Below are 17,530 nucleotides of genomic sequence, written 5' to 3' on the forward strand. Positions count from 1 at the left end.
TCGACCAGTGCGTAGCGTACCAGACGCCATTGGACTATATATACCTATATATAGATCATAGCGATAATAGTAGCATATTTATCTACTCCGGAGCCTTCGACTAATAATGGCACGCGATGTCGCGTGTACGGTTTCTCGACGGGATTTCCTCCTCGGAGCCGGTGGAGTAGGCGTCGCGTCCCTCTCCGGTTGCGTGGAGAACGTCCGTTCGGAACCCGACAGTGGCGGTGGCCAAGTGATAGTCAAGGGCTCGAGTACGGTCTATCTGATCTCGGACCTGATGGCCCAGGAATTCATGATCGAACACGACGTCAACGTCACCGTCGACCCGACAGGGACTGGCGGCGGGTTCAAGAACCACTTCTGCCCGGGAGCCTCGGACATCAACGGTGCCTCCCGGCCGATCACTGACGAAGAGAGGACCTCGTGTGGGAACAACGACGTCGAGCCGATCGAGTTCCAGGTCGGTCGGGACGCCCTGACCGTCGCGGTCAACAACGATGCCGACTGGGTCGACTGCCTGACCTACGAGGAACTGTCCCAAATCTGGCGGGACGGCGGTGTCGAACAATGGTCGGACGTGCGCGAGGAATGGCCGAGCGAGCCGATCAAACTGTTCGGCCCAGCCCCGACCTCGGGAACGTACGACTGGTTTAACAACCACGTCGTGGGCGAGGAATACAACCACACGCCGGACCACGAGCAGACCGAGGAGGACAACATCATCATCCAGGGCATCGAGAACGATCCCTACGCGATGGGATACTTCGGATACGCCTACTACAGCGAGAACAGCGACCGGGTGAAGGCGGTCCCGGTCGACGATGGATCGAACGAGGGGTGCGTGGCGCCGACCTTGGAAAATGCCACGACCGGGTCATATCCGATGACTCGGCCGCTGTTCATCTACGTTAACCGGGACGCCCTCGCGCGGGACGAAGTGTTTGATTTCGTTTCCTTCTATCTGAAAAACGCCGCGACCGACCTCGTGAGTGAGGTCGGCTACGTCCCGATCGGCGAAGCAACCAGAGACGACAACCTCGCGAAACTCGTTCTCCAGACACCATGATCGCCGTCCATCGCCCACCCACGGGAGGTGTGGATCGATGAGCACGGACGTGACGACGGGGACGGGCAATACCGACACCGCGACGGCGATCACGACGCCACCCGACGAGGCAAGTCGTGAACGGATCTACCGCTATCTCCTCTTTGCCTGTGCGTCAGTCTCGATTCTTGTGACCATCGGAATCGTCGTCGTGCTGACGAGTGGGGCCCTGGAGTTCTTCGCCGGCTACGATCCCGCCGCGTTCTTCTTCGGGACAGAATGGATTATCGACCAGGAAAAACTCGGTGTGTTGCCGCTGCTCACCGGGACGCTCCTCGTGACGGTCCTCTCGGCGATGGTGGCGATCCCGATCGGCCTGGCCGCAGCGACCTACCTCTCTGAATACGCCAGCTCGCGGATGCGATCTGTTCTCAAACCCGCCCTGGAGATACTGGCCGGGATTCCGACGGTGGTTTACGGGTACTTCGCGCTGGTGTACGTGACTCCCTTCCTCGCCGCGTTTGGCCTCCCAGTCGGCACGTTTAACGTGCTCAGCGCCTCGATCATGGTCGGGATCATGATCGTCCCGATGGTCTCGAGTCTGAGCGAGGACGCGATGAGCGCTGTCCCGGATTCGCTTCGGCAAGCAGGTTACGGCCTGGGAGCGACGAAGTACGAGGTCTCGACGGGGATCGTGATTCCGGCGGCCGTCTCGGGTATCTTCTCGTCGTTCATCCTCGCGCTCTCGCGGGCCATCGGCGAAACCATGATCGTCGCCGTTGCGATGGGTCAGAGCCCACAACTGCTCGATCTCGCCGATCCGCTGGCGAACCTCTTTGAGTCCAACCAACCGATGACGGCCGCGATGATCCATCTTGTCAACGCCGAGAACGCCGCGGGGCCGATCTACCGGAGCATGTTCGCCATCGGCCTGACGCTGTTCGTTATCACGTTCGCAATGAACCTCGTGAGCAACCGTATCGCCGCACACTATCGGGAGGAATACGAATGATCGGACACCGGAAGGCACCCGTGGAGGTGATCGTCTGATGGCGACCACCGATGTCGGCTGGTACGGTGAAGACAGTGAAGTGAGCCAGACTCGCGGCCGAGTCTTCGAAGCGCTGTGTCTGACAGCGACCTCGATCGGGCTCCTCTCGGTGTTCGTTCTCCTGCTGTACGTCGCCAACGACGCGTTTAGACCGCTGTCGGCCGACCCGGGCTGGCATCTCGTCTTCCTCGCGACGGTCGGTCTCCCGGCGGTCGCGCTCGGCGCGTACTATTATTTTCGGGCAGAGGGCCCGGCGGGCGAGGTCGCTTATACGACGACCGGGCTCCCGATTGTCGGGCTGCTACTCGCCGGCGGACTAGGCGTCGTCTTCGCGGAACTGCTGACGATCAAGGAGTACTTCGCGCTCGCGATCGGGGTCGCCGCGCTGGTCGTCGCCCTTGTCGCACACACCAGAGTGCGACCGAACGCCGGCCTCGAACGACTACTCCTCGCGCCGCTGCTCGGGGTCGCCATCCTGTTCGGGACGCCGCCGACGCAGGTCGCCCGGCTGGTCGGTCTCACCCGGCGAGTTGTCAGCCTTCCCGAATTGATTCTGAAGTCGCCCCTGCTCCCGCTGCCGTCGCTGCAGCTGCTCGGGACACTGACGCTGCCAGTCGCTGCCCTGGCGGGGTGGTTCGTCGGCCGCCGACGTGAGAGCCGGCGGGACGGGGCGTTCGCCGGGGGACTGATCCTCGCTGGCGGGCTAGGCACGCTCACGCTCGAACTGCTGACCGGGATCGCAGCCACGACCTGGGTCATCGTCTACACGACGACGGCTGTCCCGGTCGGGGTCTACGTCGAAGGGATCTATCGCCGGGGTCGAGGAGTATCCGGCCTCGTATTCCCGGTCGTCCTGATTGCCGGGGCACTGTTGGGCGTGGTCCTCACTGACGCGCTGAGTTTCGCCGGGCCGGAAGTATGGCTCGACTGGGCATATCTCACCAGTGTGCCCAACACCGAGCCGACACTCGCGGGGATCTACCCGGCCCTGGTCGGGTCGATCATGCTGTTGCTCGTCGTCATCGTGGCGACGTTCCCCATCGGCGTGGGGGCGGCAATCTACCTGGAGGAGTATGCCCCTTCGAGTGGGCCGATGGGGAAGTTCGTGACCGTGATCGAGATCAACATCGCGAATCTCGCGGGCGTTCCATCTGTCGTCTACGGCCTGCTCGGGTTGGCCGTGTTCGTCCGCTACGTGCACTTGCCGAATGGCTCGATCATCGTCGGTGGGTTGACAGTTGGGCTGCTCATCCTGCCGATCGTGATCATCTCTGCTCAGGAAGCCATCGAGGCGGTCCCGGATTCACAGCGCCAGGCCGCCTACGGAATGGGGTCGACCCGCTGGCAGACAGTCCGAAACGTCGTCTTGCCCGAGGCGATCCCCGGTATCCTCACGGGGACGATCCTGGCGCTCGGCCGGGCGATCGGCGAAACAGCTCCGCTCCTCCTGGTCGGGATCGCGGCCTCTGTTCGGATAGCCCCGAACAGTTTCTTCGACCTCGGGAGTGCGATGCCCCGGCAGATCTACACCTGGGCGTTCGAGCCGAAAGCTGACTTCCGCTACGGTGTAGTAGCCGCCGGCGTCGTGACGTTGCTGGTCGTGTTGCTGGTGATGAACGCGACCGCGATCATCTTGCGAAACAAGTTCGAGCGAGCGTGAATCCATGACACAAAACAATGTGAGCGACGCGGACGATCGCACCGATCAATCGACGATCGTCGGTTCCGGCGACGGGACCGGCGATTTCGCGGAGAGTGAAACGGCCGACCCGACCAGCGACGATCACCTCTCTCGCTCGATCGCGACTGAGGCGACGACCACTGCCGGCACTGCCGAGACTGTCCTCGAATCGCGGCACCTCGACGTCTATTACAACGATGTCCAGGCCCTCGACGACATCAGTTTCGAGATCGCGGAGAACCGCGTCACGGCTCTGATCGGACCCTCGGGCTGTGGCAAGTCGACCTTCCTCCGGTGTATCAACCGGATGAACGACCTCATCGACGCCGCCCGCGTCGAGGGTGAGTTGCGCTTCCGGGGGAAAAACGTCTACGACGACGACGTCGACTCCGTCGCGCTCCGCCGAAAGATCGGGATGGTCTTCCAGCACCCCAACCCGTTCCCAAAGTCGATCTACGATAACGTCGCCTACGGGCTTCGTATCCAGGACGACACCGAAAACCTGGACGAGCGAGTCGAGACAGCACTGAAACGGGCCGCGCTGTGGGATGAGGTCGAAGGCCAACTCGACGAATCGGCGCTGGATCTCTCCGGCGGGCAACAACAGCGTCTGTGCATCGCGCGCGCCATCGCCGTCGATCCCGAAGTGATTCTGATGGACGAGCCCGCCAGTGCCCTCGATCCGATCGCCACCTCGAAAATCGAAGACCTCATCGAAGAACTTGCCGAGTCTTACACCGTCGTCATCGTCACCCACAACATGCAGCAGGCCGCCCGGATTTCCGATCGAACCGCCGTGTTCCTCACCGGCGGCGAACTCGTCGAGTACGACGATACCGAGAAGATCTTCGAGAATCCCGACAGCCAGCGCGTCGAAGACTACATTACCGGCAAGTTTGGGTAACATGCGTTCTCGTCGGCTGTGACCGACCCGGCGCGAATCGTTTAAAAAAGAACAACATATTTAGGATCGACTCACACAACTCAAAGCATGCCACGTGAAGGATATCAGGAACAACTCGACGAACTGCGGGAAGACGTCCTCTACATGAGTGAGGTCGTTTGCGACCGTCTGCAGACGGGCCTGGATGCCTTAGAGAAGAAAGACGACGACCTCGCTCGCAACGTCATCGACGGTGACGACGAAATCAATCAGCTCTATCTCGATCTCGAACGCGAGTGTGTTAACTTGCTCGCACTCCAGCAGCCGGTTGCCGGCGACCTCCGCTTTATTGCCGCCAGCTTCAAGATCATCACTGATCTGGAGCGTGTCGGTGACCTCGCCGTCAATCTCGGCGAGTACGCTATCGAGGCCGAACAGGATCTCGCTCCTGACGTCGACGTGCAATCGATCGGTGACAGCGTCGTCGAGATGAACAAACAGGCCATCGAGGCCTACGCCGAGGAGGACACCGAGCTCTGTTATACGATCGGTGAGCGTGACGACGAGGTCGACATGATGTGTCAAGACGCCTCCGACACGGTCATGCGGAACCTCATCGAACGCGAGATCGACGACGAGACCAGCGAGGCCGAGATCGAGGGTCTGATGCGCGACGTCTCCCGACTTCTGTTGACGATCCGGGACCTCGAACGCGTCGGCGACCACGCCGTCAACATCGCCGCCCGGACGCTGTACATGGTCGACAACGACGATGCCCTGATCTACTAGAGACGACCTTTTTACGTCGGCGGGTTTCCTCGGCTCGCAAAGCGAGCCTGCGGGAACCCGCCTCGCAAAAAGCTCGGCCAAAAACATCCGAGCGCCACAGGCGCTCGGCGAAACGCGGCGCGGCACGGAGCGCCGCGTATGCCCTCCCGTTACTTCTCTTTCTCCAGCATCGCAGTGTACAGCCCGCCTTCGCCCTGCCAGGTCTCCGTCCGCGCCCAATCGGTCTCCGCGAGAACCCTGTCCATCTCTGTCGGCGAGACGAGCAGGTAGTCGAACCACGGCGTCGCATAGGTTTTGTAGCGCGCTCGTATCCTGAGCGCACCAGGGAGTCGACCGCGATCCCGGTTGAACGCGTGATACTCCTGATACTGTGGCTCGTCGGTGTCGTGTGGATCCCGGCTCTGTGCGAGGATCCAGCCGTCGGGCGTTGTCACCGTCGCGAGAGCGGACAGAACCGTTGGTGCAGTCTCCCCCGTCCCAACCAGTCCAAAATTGACTCCGAGCATGAGTACTGTCTCGAAGGCGTCAGAATCGAACGCTTCGTCGACGTCGCTCACGTCACATTGCTCGACACGGTCGAGGCCGCGGTCACGACTTACCGCGACGGCGCCAGGCGAAACGTCGATGCCGGCTACTTCGTGGCCTTGCTGCTTTGCGTAGAGGGTGTGTCGTCCCGCACCGCAACCGACGTCGAGGACTGACTCCCGGAGGTGGCCGAGGGCAGTTTGTTCGTCCGTACCCCAGTCATCGTAGTCACCGAAGTACATCGCCGGTCCCCGCGACGGCGCGATATGCCCGTCGTCGCGCTCGATGATTTCGAACCCCGTTCCGTGCTCGTGGTAGTCACGGATTGACTGTCCATAGGCATCCTCGTGGGGATCCATGCACTGTTCTCAGGCGGTTCACACAAAAATCCGATGGGAGACGGACGCGATTAGCCGTCCTCGACGCCGGCCATCCCCGTGTCCGTGATCTGAAAGCGTGCGGTGTCGCCAGTGGCCTTCGCGTGGTGTTTCTCCAGCGTGGCGCGACGCTTGCCCCCACGGAACCGATCCAGTCGGAGGACGACCGACGACCAGTGGTTGAGCGTGTGGCCGCCGAGGGGGCGCGCCCGGTCGCCGTCGGGATCGCTGAACACCTGGTTGGTAAAGGCGACGGCGAGGTCGTGCTTGCGGGCCAAGCTGAGGAGGTGCGTGATCTGGCGGGCGACCGCCCGCAAGGCCTCGCCGTCTTCCTGTTCAGTGCGTTCCAGCCGATAGAATCCCGTCGCACTGTCCAGGACGATCAGATCGACCTGTGTGGCGAGTTCCTCGGCGTCCCGGACGGCCTCCTGCTGTTCTTCGAAGGTATGGGCCTCGGTGAGAATGATCCGCGAAGCGAGGTCCTCAACATCGCCGCGGGCGTCGGCGAGTTGTTCCAGGCGATCGATCGAGACGCCCTCGGTGTCGAGATACAGCGACGACGCACCTGCCACAGCGGTCTCGACGGCCCCACTCAGTGCCAAGTTCGTCTTCCCGGCAGCGGGTTGGCCGTAGATCTGCGTGACGGCACCGCGTTCGAGTCCACCGCCGAGCAGGTCGTCGACAGCGTCACAGCCGGTCGAGATCGGGTCGCTCACTGTTCGCAGATTCGCCCGGTCCGTGCAAAAACCCCGCGGATCCCTAGCCCGACGGTCGCTTTCACTCACACTCCGGCTGGATGTTGTCGAGTTTGGGCCAAACGTCAACGCGTCGTCGATCTCCGCCATCGTCTCCACGCCGAAGCGGCCAGATATAGATCGAATCCGCTCTCGTCGGAACGACGCTGATCTGATCGCCCCGGATCGAGGTATCCGTATCAGATAGAAACTCCGTCGCCGGCCGAGAGGTTAATACGGCAGGGTGCCAACGATCGGGAAAGGGCCGGGAGATCGATGAGCGAAGGCGAACACACGCTCGCCGACACGAAGGGCCGGTTCGTCCAGGTCGTCAAAGACGGGCGGAAACGCAACGACGTTGAGTGGATCCCTGGACGATTGGTCCTCTCGAATAAGCGACTCGTCTTGGCGAGCAACGAAGGCAAGCAGACCATCCCCGTCTCGGACATCCAGAGCATCAGGACTCGCCAGAACGTCACCGAGGCGATCGCACAGGTTTCGGGCTACATCTCGATCCAGGCGGGCCGGAACGTCCTGTTGCTCGCGCCGGCCGACGAGGAGGCCTTTGCGGAGGCACTGTTCGGTGCGCGTCTGGACCAGCAAGTAGTACTGGCGAAACACCCCGCGGTAAAAGGTGGCGTCGTACAGGACACCGACTGGGAGAAGGCCCGGATCAAAGTGGGCGAGGACGCCGTCGAACTGGCGATCTCCAGCGGCGAGTTCGTCGAGATCGAACTCGACGACGTCGGGACTGTCGACGAAACTGAGCGGACAGTCAGGGGGAACGAACGGTCCGTCCTCGAGGCCGAACACGCAATCGAGGGGACCAGTGTGAAGACCTACCTCTCGGGGTCCCCAACTGACTGTTCGGTCCTGGCGTCGCTGTTGCGGTCGGGTGACCAGCACGTCGAGTCGGACATCGATCTCTCCGAGGCAGAACGCGAGGTGCTGATGGCGCTTTATACAGGTGTCTCGCCGTTCGAGATCCCGGACTTCGTCGGGCTCGAGGTGGGGGAAGTCGAGAACGTCTTCGAACGGCTCGCCGAGCAAGGCGTCGTCGAGAAAGTACGAACGCGCCGAGAAGTCGATCTCAAACCACGCGGGCGCTCGATCGCCAGCGAGGCCAGCGCCGATCAGTAAGGTTGTCGTCCGGCAGACACGCCTCACCCCCGTCTGAAACGTACCCACTGCGACGTGAGGTCAGTCGTTAACATCATCGAGGTGCCGGTTGACGACGACCCGCCCTTTCGATGTCAGCACCGGCCCGTCGTCGGTCGTCGTGACCAAGTCATCGGCTTCGAGGTCGTTTACGAGCATGGTCACTTCGCTTGCGTCCCGATCGACGACGTTCGCCAGCGAGACGCCCCCCATGTCGCCGGCGGAGTAGACGGCGATCAACAACTCTTTCTCGGCGTTGGTAAGCTCGATGTCCTTGAGTTCGCCCATCAAGTCCGAATACTCGAGCCGGAGGTACCGACCCAGCAAGGAGAGCTTCCGCGACGAGGGGAGGGCGGCGACCGTCGTCATCGCCTGCCCGTCGGGCATGTGCCTGACGACGATGGTCGCCCGGCTGGAACCGGCGATTTCCCTGGTATCTCTGCTGAATTCGGTAACAGCCGACAGCGAGATCGTAAAGGAATCCGACGAGCGGTTGAACCGCACGCCCTTGGGCTCCAAAGCGAGTTTAGCCGGTGTGTACTCCGCGTCGGTGACGCGCCCGCCGAGTTCGGCGGGATGTTTGACGGTCGTGTCCGTGCCGTTGAGCAGCGCCTTGAACAGTACCGTCGAGAACTTCTCGATTTTCGCGTCGTCGGATTCGATCACGGCGACGAGCCGCCGGTCGCCCTTCTCGAAGGCGATCGTGACCGTCGAATCGAAGAAATCACCCAGGCCCGGCGGGACGTGCCCGACAGCGACATCGAAGACGTTCGAGAGTGGGATCGTCGTCTTGGACTCGTCTGCAGCCAGTACCAGCCGTTTCTGACTCAGAAGGACCCGTCCGGTCGTCGGTTCAGCCCGCGCAGTCTTCTCCGAGTTGAATTTAGCGACGAAATCGGCGATGACTGACTCCGACATGACTTGGGCCTGTCTGCCCGTCGATACGAACGGCCAAGTATTGAGGGTTTCGCGCGAATATCAATCGAGAAAACGCCCGCAGGGCTATTCCGCGCCGAGGAGTTCGTCGACGTCGCCGTCACCGTACTCGACGATCCGGGCGTTGAGCTGGCGGACCGCATCACTGACCTCCCGGCCACGGACAGTGACGCGCTTGCGCTGGCCGTCGCGCTCGGGGTTGAAACCAGTTCCGCCCTCAAGCAGGATCGACTTGAGATCCGTGCCGCGGACGTCTTCGCGCAGCGGGCGGCCGGCGTCGTCGGAGCCGCCGGTGAGTTCGAGCGTGAACCCGCCGAGCCCGACCGCGTCGCCCTCGACTTCGTCGCCGAGTTCGCGGCCCACAAATCGGTTGGCGTCCTGTCCCTCAACTTCGACCTGGTAGGTGTCGCCGGCCTCCGGGTCGGCCACGGCGACGGTGAAATCTGCCATACACGTTCGAAACCGGGCGCGCTTAAAAAGCCCGTCGGAACGCCCCGACACCGGGGTTCGCCGTCGAACCGAACGGATTTGACCGCGCGCCCCGACCCCCCGGCATGGAACGGACGACTCGCGAGCGGATCACCGACCAGTTGCGCGAGGAGGCGCTATCGGCGACCGCGCTGGCCGCGGAATTTGCCCTTTCGACGCCAACCACCCTGGAACACATCGAGCACATCGCCGCATCTCTGGAGGAGACCGACGAGCAGTTGCTGGTCGCCCCGCCAGAGTGCGCTGACTGTGGGTTCACCGACTTCGACGACCGGTTGAACGTTCCGAGTCGATGTCCGGACTGTCACAGCGAGGACGTGACACCGCCGGCGTTCCGGATCGAGTAGCGGGGCCGTACGGCGTCAGTAACACGTGCGCTCGACGCGTCGGTCGTACAGTCGCCCGAGCAACTCGGTGATCGGGCCACCACCGACTGCCTCGCCGTCGATCGTTTCGACGGGACGAACTTCCCAGGTCGTGTTCGTCAGGAACGCCTCGTCGGCCGATCGGAGTCGCTCCGGCCGATAGAACCCTTCTTCGACTGGCAGACCCTCTGTGCGGGCGAGTTCGAGAACGATCGAGCGGGTCACGCCAGGGAGGATGGGCAGGTCGGTACTGGGCGTGTGGAGAACGCCGTCCGCGACGAAAAAGAGGTTGCTCGTCGCGCCTTCCGTTAGCGAGCCCCCTTCGTCCAGCAAGAGTGCCTCGTCCGCCGTTGGCTCGTCAGCCGGTCCACTGTCGGCCCCCTCGCCGCCACGGCGAAGATCCAGCCGCGCGAGGATCCCGTTCAGGTAGTTGTGGGTCTTGGCGTCGGCCGGGATCGCGGCGTCGGGAACCCGTCGCCGATCGACGGTGACAACAGTCGCCGGACCGTCGTGGACGGGTGTCCCGTCGACGCCGCCCCGGGGAAGTTCCGACACCGTGACGACGATCGTGGGGTCGACCCGTGGCTCGGGTGTCAGTTTCCCGGGCTGGACTCCCCTGGTTATCGAGAGCTTCACGTAGGCATCCGCGAGGTCGTTGGCCGCAAGCGTCTCTTCGATCCGCTCGCGGAGGTCCTCCCTGGGCGGGATCGCCTCCGCGAAGCCCAAGGTTTCGCAGGTCTGTTCGAGTCGATCGGCGTGGGCGTCCCAGGCGAAGACCTCGCCGCCGTACGCCCGCAGCGTCTCGAAGGCCGCGTCGCCGTAGGCGAACCCGCGATCGCGCACGTTGACGGTCGCCTCCTCGGCCGGGACGATCTCGCCGTCGACGTGGGAGTACCAGTCGTCGGTCACGCCAAGTCACCTCGCAGTGACCGCTCGCAAAACGACGTGACGAGTCGCTTGCCGGCGTCGGTCAGGATGCTCTCGGGGTGGAACTGCACGCCGACGTGAGGGTGCTCGCGGTGGCGGACGCCCATGACGACGCGGGCCTCGTCGTCGGTCCAAGCCGTCTCTTCGAGCACTGGCGGCAACGCCTCGTGGTCGATCGCCAGCGAGTGGTACCGACCGACGTCCATCGGATCGGGCAGCGACGCGAACAGTCCCCGGCCGTCGTGAGTCACCGTCGAGGGCTTGCCGTGGACGACCGACGGTGCGTGGCCGACCGCCGCGCCGTTTGCCGAACACAGCGCCTGGTGGCCGAGACAGACCCCAAGCGCCGGATAGTCGAGTTCGAAGACCGCCTGCGAGACCCCCGCCTCGGCTGGTGTGCCCGGCCCCGGTGAGACGACGATCCCGGCGGGGTCGAGATTCCGAATCTCCGGCGCGTCGATCGCGTCGTTTCGCCGGACGACGACTGCCTCTCGGGGGTCAGCCGGTCGCAGTTCGAGATCGATCCGGTCGGACAGGGCCTCGCCGACGTACTGGACGAGGTTGTACGCGAACGAATCGTAGTTGTCGATTACGAGAATCGGCCCGGTCACGTCCGATCCACCCCGGGACCGTCGCCCGCGTCGACGACACTGACCTCGCTATCCAGCGCGTCCCCGACGGCGTTCACCAGCGCACGTGCCTTATCGAGGGTTTCGTCGTACTCGCGGTCGGGCACGGAGTCGTGAACGATTCCCGCCCCGACCCGGAGGTGGTACTCCTCGTCGTAGCGGACCAGCGTCCGGATGACGATGTTGAGCGTCGCTCGGTCGTCGAACCCGAAGATGCCAATACTCCCGGTGTACGGACCCCGTCGCGTGGCCTCGACCTCATCGATAATTTCCATCGTCCGGGGCTTGGGCGCGCCGGTGATCGTCCCGCCGGGGAAGACCGCCCGGATCGCGTCAGCCAGGTCCCGTTCCGGACGGAGTCGCCCCTCGACCAGCGAGACCAGGTGCATCACCGCCGAGTAGCGGTCGACCCGTCGGTACTCCCGGACGTCGACGCTCCCGAACACGCTGACTTTCCCGAGATCGTTGCGCTCTAAGTCGACCAGCATGGCGTGTTCGGCGCGTTCCTTCTCGTCGCTGGTGAGATCGGCTTCGAGTGTGCGGTCTGCAGCGGGCGTCTCGCCTCGCGGTCGGGTCCCCGCGATCGGTTCGGTCACCAGTCGATCGCCGTCCCGGTGGAGCAGGAGTTCGGGGCTCGCGCTTACGAGATCGACGTCGGGGAACTCCAGCAGGCCCGAGTACGGCGCCGGGTTCACCTCGCGGAGCGCGGCGAAGGTCTCGACCGGATGGACCGCGGCCGGCGCCCGGAGCCGATGGGAGACGTTTGCCTGGAAGGTGTCGCCGTCGCGGACGTACTGTTTGACCCGCTCGACGCGGTCGGTGAACGCCGCCCGCCCGCAGTCGCTCTGGAACCGGACCGGTCCGTCATCGGGTGGTTCCGTCGCAGCGCGATCGCCATCGAGGGCTCGCCGGGCGAGTTCCAGCGCCCGCTCGTGACCGCGCTCGAAGGCGGCGTCGGGATCCGTCCCGCTGACATTGCGATGCCAGTCCCCGTCAGCGGCCGACCCGTCGCCGAGGCGCGGACAGGCCGTCACGCGGAGTTCGACCGGCGAGTCGGCAGGTTCGCGCCAGGCGACGAGCGCATCGTAGAAGGCGACCTGCAAACGCGGCAGATCCCGGTCGCGCTCGGCATCGGCCGGCAAGTCCTCGATCTCGCGGGCGGCATCGTAGGAGAGCCACCCGATCGCACCACAGGGGTAGGGAACCCCACAATTGCCCCTGACAAGGCCCGCTCCGTCGAGTCGATCAACGAGCGCGTCGATCGCGTCCCCGTCCGGACCGACGGTCAGCCACTCGACGGGATCGACACCGAAATAGCTCCATCCCTCGGCGCCGCCGCTCGCCTCGAGGAACGCACCACCCTCATTCGAACGTGCGCGTCGGTAGGCGTCGAAGGGGTCGGGGACTGTCACACGGGCCTCGACGGGGACGCGATCGGCCGGACCCGCATCGGCCGCCACCTCGCGGAACGTCGACCGGTCGGTCACCACTCGCGGCTCACTCATTGGACGCCCAGACGGATCGAGAGAACAATCGTGTTGCGGTCGCTGCGTTATTCGCTTGCCCGCTCGATCCAGGTCGAGACGCGCCCCTCCGCGATCCCACTGTCCTCGGCGACGGTCGCGGCGTCGGCCTCGCGCAGGTCCGCGACGGCCTCGATACCGGCCTCGCCGAGCCGTTCGGCGTAGGCCGGGCCGATCCCGTCGATCGACTGGACGTCGACGGCTTCTTCGGACGATTCCGCCGTCCCTTCACTCTCATCTTCATCCTCCGCCTCGGTTTCAGTGTCGTCCGTGCTCGTCGGCTCACTGTCGTCATCGGTGGCTACCGACGCACGTTCGTCGGTATCGGCAGTCGCTGTCGAGGTACTCTCGTCGTCGGTAGTTGCAGTGGTCGCCGATTCGTCGTCGCCAGTCCCAATAGTCGCCGATTCGTCGTCTTCGGTCGACTCGTTCGGTTGTGCGGCCGGTTCGGCCGTCCCCTCGGCGGATCCCTCCACGTCCGTTCCGGTTCCCTTCACCGCGTCCTCAGTCTCGGTGTTGGGTTCGTGTTCGACCGTGACAGCGACGTCCTGGCCAGTCGACCCTCCCTCTTGGCGAGCACGTGTGGGCTCACGGGGCGCCAGCCCGAGGGCGACTTTGATCCGTTCGATGAGTCCCATGTGCGGTGATACGAGCGCCGGGACTTAAAGGCGTCCACGTAGCGCTCGATTCATCACATCGACAGGTGCGTCCCGTCCGGTCCAGCGCTCGAACGCCTCGACGCCCTGGAAGAGCAACATCCAGGCGCCGTCGACCGTCGTCGCGCCCGTCTCAGCAGCCTCCCGGAGGAGGCGAGTTTGAATGGGGCTGTAGACCGCATCGAGCACGGCAAGATTTCCGTGGAGTGCGTCGGTCGGGACCGGCGAGCGATCCTCGTCCATCCCCACGCTGGTCGCGTTCACCAGCACGTCCGCCCCCGAAAGCAGTTCGGGGAGGGCGTCGAGGCCGTGACCGCTCGCGCCGGGTACGTCCGCCGCGAGGTCGTGGGCCTTCTGTACGGTTCGATTGGCGATCGCGACGTCCATCCCTTCCGTAGCCAGACCGAACGCGACCGCCCGGCCGGCCCCGCCAGCACCGACGACGACCGCATCCCGCTCCAAATCGACGTCGTGGGCCTCGAGTGCGCGCACGGCACCGATCGCATCGGTGTTGTGGCCCGTCGGTCGATCACCGGAGAAGTCGATCGTGTTGACTGCGCCGATCCGGGCCGCCAGATCGTCCGGCTCGACCGCCTCGAGGACGGCCTGTTTGAACGGGATGGTGACGTTCAGGCCGGCAAGTCCGAGCGTCGCCGCCGCGTCGACTGCCTCGCCGGCTGCGCCTTCGGCCGGCTCGAAGGTGACGTAGCGAGCGTCGATTCCCAGCTCGTCGTAGGCGGCTTCGTGCATGGGCGGCGAGAGAGAATGTTCGACGGGATTCCCAATGAGTCCATAGACGTCCATGAACCGGGTGACGGCCGGGATCGTCAAAACCGCGGCGGTTGTCACCGAGAACCGATACCGTGCTCGCTCGGGCGTCCGACAGTATGTGAGCCGTTAGCACGGGAAGAGCAACTCCGCAAGACATTATTTTCGGAGGGGTAACCACTCAGTGTGTCTCGTCTACGCCATCCACTAACGGCAGTCGCCGCCGCAGTCGCATTGACGATCCCGTGGGTCGTCGTCGAGCTGTCGCGGATCGCGGCGACACTCGAATGGATGCCGATCGATTCCGGGATTGCCCTCTCGACGGAGCTGACCGTGCTGGTGACCGGGCTGGCCGTCGTCGGCGCGTCGTTCCTGCTCGCGTGGGGTGCCGAAACAGCCGAGAAAGACGTCCCCCGGGCGTTCGCACTCGCGGTCCTCGCGGTGCTGGCCGTGGCTCCGGAGTACGCCGTCGACGCCTTCTACGCCTGGAACGCTGGCGCACAGTCCGGAACGGCGGCAGGTGCCGAAGCCGGGAATCTCGCTATCGCCAACATGACCGGAGCCAACCGGATCCTGATCGGCCTGGGCTGGTCCGGGATCGCGCTGTTCACTGTCTATCGAGCTTACAGAGTCCGGGACGAATCCGTCGAATTCCGGGACGGATTTCTCGCCGACATCGTGACCCTGGACAAGGCGCTGACGACCGAGATCACGTTTCTCTGGCTGGCGACGTTGTGGGCGTTTCTCGTCCCGCTGGGCGGCGGGATCGACTTGATCGACACCGTCGTCCTCGTCGGGTTGTACGTGAGTTACATCCTGATCATCATTCGCTCGGGCATCGAAACAGAGGAAGAACAGATCGGCGTGCCCGGCTACCTCCAAGCCTACCGAAAGCCAAAGCGGATCGCGACCGTGATGGGGCTGTTCATCTACTCGGGCATCATGATCCTGATCGCCGTCGAGCCCTTCGCCCACGGGCTCGAAGAACTCGGGCTCCAGTACGGCGTCCCGAAGTTCTTCATGATCCAGTGGATCGCACCGCTGGCCAGCGAATCCCCCGAGTTGATCGTGGTCGTCTATCTCGTCAACAAGGCCCGGTCCTCGGCCGGATTCAACGCCCTGATTTCCTCGAAGCTCAACCAGTGGACGCTGCTGATCGGGACGCTGGCGGTCGTCTATAGCGTCGCACAGGGGGGACTCGGAACGCTCGCGTTCGACTACAAACAGAGTCTGGAAATCTGGATTACGGCCGCCCAGTCGTTCTTCGCGCTGGCGATCCTGGTCAACTTCAACATCAGCCTCCGTGAGGCGGTCGGATTGCTCGTCTTGTTCGTCTCACAGGTGGTAGCCGAGTTCGTGGTGTTGAACGTACTCTCGCTACCGAATCCCGAGGCCGTCAGCCACCAGATCCTGCTCGGCTATACGGCCGTGTACGTCCTCATCGGTCTCGCGATGTTCCTCTACCGCCGTCAGGCAGTCAAAGAGATGCTCGCCATGACATACGAGGTGATCCAGACGGCGTTCGGTCGCCGGAGTGACTTCGAGATCGAGGAACGATGACCGGACGTGCCACGCGAACCGTCGGCATCGTCGTCTCGACCGAAGATCGCGCCTCCGAACACATCTACGATCACCTCCTCGACGTGGCGGACTGGACAATCGAGCACGACGACGAGCGAGCGCCGGCCGCGGGCGGTGGTGAGATCTATCGCACCGACGGGTTCGAGATGCGGGTCTTCGAGAAGTGGCACCTCGAAGTTGACGGGGTCGCCGCGGTCTTCGACGATCCGGATCTCGTCGTCTTTGCGTCCCGGCACTCGGGGGAGACCGGCCCACTGCTGACCGCCCACCACACGGGCAACTTCGGAGCGGCCGAGTACGGCGGCGCAAACCGTGATCTTGCCCGCGCTGCTCCGAACGCTCACAGCCGCGTTCTCGACGCGCTGGCCGAACACGCCCCAGAAGGATACGAAGTCGGGATGGAGTGTACTCACCACGGCCCAACCGACGTGGGCGTCCCCTCGCTGTTCGTCGAAGTCGGCAGTGGCCCCGACCAGTGGGACGACCCCGACGCCGCCCGAGCGGTCGCGCGGGCGATCCTCGATCTGCGTGGCGTCGCGGCCGACGCCCCCCAGAAAGACGGCGAAGATAGCGCCCGCCGGCACCTCATCGGGTTCGACGGGAACCACTACGTCCCCCGCTTCGAGCGCATCGTCCGCGAAACCGACTGGGCGGTCGGCCACATCGCGGCCGACTGGGGCCTCGACGAGATGGGCGATCCGCTCGAAAGCGAAGACATCCTCCAAGCGGCCTTCGAAGAGAGCGCGGCCGAGTACGCCCTGATCGACGGCAACCGTCCACGCCTCGAACGAGCGATCGACGAGCTGGGGTACGAAACCGTCGGCGAAACGTGGCTCCGGGCAGTCGACGGTGTCCCGCTGCCCATTGCTCGTCGCATCGAAAACCGAGTGGTCTCTGTCGCGGACGGGCTACGATTCGGCGATCAGTCCCGGAGCGACGATGGGACTTTCGAGGTCGTCGAGATGCCGGATGAGTTACTGGACGAAGCACAGGGGATCGACCGCGAGGCGACCCGGGAGGCCGTCGAGAGCGGCGCGCTCGCGTTCACCACCGAACAGAGTGCGACGCTCGTCGGGGATCGAGCCGTCGTCGCCGACAGCGAAGACCGCGAACAACTAGTCGAGGCGCTCGCCGACGTGTTACGGACGGACTACGACGAGGTTATCGTCGAAGACGATCGTGTCCTCGCGCACAAGGAAGCGTTCGATCCCGAACTCGCGGCAAAGGCAGGCGTCCCGGAAGGGCCGAAGTTCGGAAAACTGGCGAACGGGCAAGCCGTTGAGGTCGACGGTGAAACGGTCGAACCTGAGGCGGTCAGTCGGGAGCGAGAAGAGACGTTCCCGATTTGACTGACTAGTTGGGAAGGTGGGGCTGCCCGCTGACAATCCAGGCTCGCCCAGAGACCCCTAT

At 64.0% G+C, this 17,530-nt stretch carries 18 protein-coding genes; 9 read left to right on the plus strand and 9 right to left on the minus strand.

The window, feature by feature from the left end; translation table 11 throughout:
* The first annotated feature begins 106 nt into the window (after positions 1-106).
* The 5 genes from BN2694_RS07670 (at position 107) to phoU (ending at position 5,452) form a co-directional block, all read left to right on the plus strand.
* Complete coding sequence (locus BN2694_RS07670; RefSeq protein WP_135663851.1) at positions 107-1,069, plus strand: PstS family phosphate ABC transporter substrate-binding protein; 963 nt, start codon at positions 107-109, stop codon at positions 1,067-1,069.
* A 37-nt stretch (positions 1,070-1,106) separates the two neighbouring features.
* Positions 1,107-2,060: a phosphate ABC transporter permease subunit PstC gene (gene pstC, locus BN2694_RS07675; protein ID WP_135663852.1), complete on the plus strand. Its 954-nt coding sequence runs from the start codon at positions 1,107-1,109 to the stop codon at positions 2,058-2,060.
* 37 nt (positions 2,061-2,097) lie between these two features.
* Entirely contained in the window at positions 2,098-3,759 is a 1,662-nt protein-coding gene (pstA, locus tag BN2694_RS07680; protein ID WP_135663853.1) for a phosphate ABC transporter permease PstA, read from the plus strand.
* A gap of 4 nt (positions 3,760-3,763) precedes the next feature.
* A complete protein-coding gene (gene pstB, locus BN2694_RS07685; RefSeq protein ID WP_135663854.1) occupies positions 3,764-4,684 on the plus strand; it encodes a phosphate ABC transporter ATP-binding protein PstB in 921 nt (306 codons plus the stop codon).
* Between the two features lie 87 nt (positions 4,685-4,771).
* Positions 4,772-5,452: a phosphate signaling complex protein PhoU gene (gene phoU, locus BN2694_RS07690; RefSeq protein WP_135663855.1), complete on the plus strand. Its 681-nt coding sequence runs from the start codon at positions 4,772-4,774 to the stop codon at positions 5,450-5,452.
* 149 nt (positions 5,453-5,601) lie between these two features.
* On the opposite strand, the gene BN2694_RS07695 is transcribed toward phoU, so the two are convergent.
* A complete protein-coding gene (locus tag BN2694_RS07695) occupies positions 5,602-6,336 on the minus strand; it encodes a class I SAM-dependent methyltransferase (protein ID WP_135663856.1) in 735 nt (244 codons plus the stop codon).
* Positions 6,337-6,386: 50 nt separating this feature from the next.
* Positions 6,387-7,070: a DNA repair and recombination protein RadB gene (gene radB / locus BN2694_RS07700; RefSeq protein ID WP_135663857.1), complete on the minus strand. Its 684-nt coding sequence runs from the start codon at positions 7,068-7,070 to the stop codon at positions 6,387-6,389.
* 294 nt (positions 7,071-7,364) lie between these two features.
* Between radB and BN2694_RS07705 the strand changes: the two genes are divergently transcribed.
* A complete protein-coding gene (locus BN2694_RS07705; protein ID WP_135663858.1) occupies positions 7,365-8,228 on the plus strand; it encodes a CheF family chemotaxis protein in 864 nt (287 codons plus the stop codon).
* A gap of 60 nt (positions 8,229-8,288) precedes the next feature.
* Here BN2694_RS07705 and BN2694_RS07710 read toward each other — a convergent pair whose 3' ends face one another.
* Both BN2694_RS07710 and BN2694_RS07715 read right to left on the minus strand, forming a co-directional pair.
* A complete protein-coding gene (locus tag BN2694_RS07710; RefSeq protein WP_135663859.1) occupies positions 8,289-9,164 on the minus strand; it encodes a CheF family chemotaxis protein in 876 nt (291 codons plus the stop codon).
* Positions 9,165-9,248: 84 nt separating this feature from the next.
* Positions 9,249-9,632: a 30S ribosomal protein S6e gene (locus tag BN2694_RS07715; RefSeq protein WP_135663860.1), complete on the minus strand. Its 384-nt coding sequence runs from the start codon at positions 9,630-9,632 to the stop codon at positions 9,249-9,251.
* A gap of 104 nt (positions 9,633-9,736) precedes the next feature.
* On the opposite strand from BN2694_RS07715, the gene BN2694_RS07720 reads away from it, so the two are divergent.
* Complete coding sequence (locus tag BN2694_RS07720) at positions 9,737-10,018, plus strand: transcriptional regulator (protein WP_135663861.1); 282 nt, start codon at positions 9,737-9,739, stop codon at positions 10,016-10,018.
* A gap of 15 nt (positions 10,019-10,033) precedes the next feature.
* Here BN2694_RS07720 and BN2694_RS07725 read toward each other — a convergent pair whose 3' ends face one another.
* Genes BN2694_RS07725 through BN2694_RS07745 form a run of 5 tightly spaced genes read right to left on the minus strand, consistent with a single transcriptional unit; the run spans position 10,034 to position 14,575 of the window.
* Positions 10,034-10,945, minus strand: a complete 912-nt coding sequence (locus BN2694_RS07725) for an aminotransferase class IV (protein WP_135663862.1) — start codon at positions 10,943-10,945, stop codon at positions 10,034-10,036.
* Complete coding sequence (locus BN2694_RS07730; protein ID WP_135663863.1) at positions 10,942-11,574, minus strand: anthranilate synthase component II; 633 nt, start codon at positions 11,572-11,574, stop codon at positions 10,942-10,944. The genes BN2694_RS07725 and BN2694_RS07730 overlap by 4 nt, the downstream gene beginning before the upstream one ends.
* The gene (locus tag BN2694_RS07735; protein WP_135663864.1) at positions 11,571-13,097 is read right to left on the minus strand and encodes an anthranilate synthase component I family protein; all 1,527 of its coding nucleotides are present in this window, start codon (positions 13,095-13,097) and stop codon (positions 11,571-11,573) included. Before BN2694_RS07735 ends, BN2694_RS07730 begins: the two co-directional genes overlap by 4 nt.
* 47 nt (positions 13,098-13,144) lie before the next feature.
* Positions 13,145-13,753, minus strand: coding sequence for a helix-hairpin-helix domain-containing protein (locus tag BN2694_RS07740; RefSeq protein ID WP_135663865.1), 609 nt, complete (start codon positions 13,751-13,753; stop codon positions 13,145-13,147).
* Between the two features lie 24 nt (positions 13,754-13,777).
* On the minus strand, positions 13,778-14,575 hold the full coding sequence (locus tag BN2694_RS07745) for a shikimate dehydrogenase (RefSeq protein ID WP_135663866.1): 798 nt from the start codon (positions 14,573-14,575) through the stop codon (positions 13,778-13,780).
* Positions 14,576-14,725: 150 nt separating this feature from the next.
* Between BN2694_RS07745 and BN2694_RS07750 the strand changes: the two genes are divergently transcribed.
* A complete protein-coding gene (locus BN2694_RS07750) occupies positions 14,726-16,099 on the plus strand; it encodes a sodium:calcium antiporter (protein WP_135663867.1) in 1,374 nt (457 codons plus the stop codon).
* Positions 16,096-17,469 carry a D-aminoacyl-tRNA deacylase gene (locus tag BN2694_RS07755; RefSeq protein ID WP_135663868.1) on the plus strand — a complete coding sequence of 458 codons (1,374 nt, stop codon included), beginning with the start codon at positions 16,096-16,098 and terminating at the stop codon, positions 17,467-17,469. Before BN2694_RS07750 ends, BN2694_RS07755 begins: the two co-directional genes overlap by 4 nt.
* Positions 17,470-17,530: the final 61 nt, after the last annotated feature.

The organism is Halorhabdus rudnickae, assembly GCF_900880625.1.
In the GTDB taxonomy this organism is placed as follows: domain Archaea; phylum Halobacteriota; class Halobacteria; order Halobacteriales; family Haloarculaceae; genus Halorhabdus; species Halorhabdus rudnickae.

Coding starts and splice junctions, on each gene's coding strand:
- BN2694_RS07670 (WP_135663851.1), top strand. CDS start 107: ATGGCACGCGATGTCGCGTGTACGGTTTCTCGACGGGATTTCCTCCTC.
- pstC (WP_135663852.1), top strand. CDS start 1,107: ATGAGCACGGACGTGACGACGGGGACGGGCAATACCGACACCGCGACG.
- pstA (WP_135663853.1), top strand. CDS start 2,098: ATGGCGACCACCGATGTCGGCTGGTACGGTGAAGACAGTGAAGTGAGC.
- pstB (WP_135663854.1), top strand. CDS start 3,764: ATGACACAAAACAATGTGAGCGACGCGGACGATCGCACCGATCAATCG.
- phoU (WP_135663855.1), top strand. CDS start 4,772: ATGCCACGTGAAGGATATCAGGAACAACTCGACGAACTGCGGGAAGAC.
- BN2694_RS07695 (WP_135663856.1), bottom strand. CDS start 6,336: ATGGATCCCCACGAGGATGCCTATGGACAGTCAATCCGTGACTACCAC.
- BN2694_RS07705 (WP_135663858.1), top strand. CDS start 7,365: ATGAGCGAAGGCGAACACACGCTCGCCGACACGAAGGGCCGGTTCGTC.
- BN2694_RS07710 (WP_135663859.1), bottom strand. CDS start 9,164: ATGTCGGAGTCAGTCATCGCCGATTTCGTCGCTAAATTCAACTCGGAG.
- BN2694_RS07715 (WP_135663860.1), bottom strand. CDS start 9,632: ATGGCAGATTTCACCGTCGCCGTGGCCGACCCGGAGGCCGGCGACACC.
- BN2694_RS07720 (WP_135663861.1), top strand. CDS start 9,737: ATGGAACGGACGACTCGCGAGCGGATCACCGACCAGTTGCGCGAGGAG.
- BN2694_RS07735 (WP_135663864.1), bottom strand. CDS start 13,097: ATGAGTGAGCCGCGAGTGGTGACCGACCGGTCGACGTTCCGCGAGGTG.
- BN2694_RS07740 (WP_135663865.1), bottom strand. CDS start 13,753: ATGGGACTCATCGAACGGATCAAAGTCGCCCTCGGGCTGGCGCCCCGT.
- BN2694_RS07745 (WP_135663866.1), bottom strand. CDS start 14,575: ATGGACGTCTATGGACTCATTGGGAATCCCGTCGAACATTCTCTCTCG.
- BN2694_RS07755 (WP_135663868.1), top strand. CDS start 16,096: ATGACCGGACGTGCCACGCGAACCGTCGGCATCGTCGTCTCGACCGAA.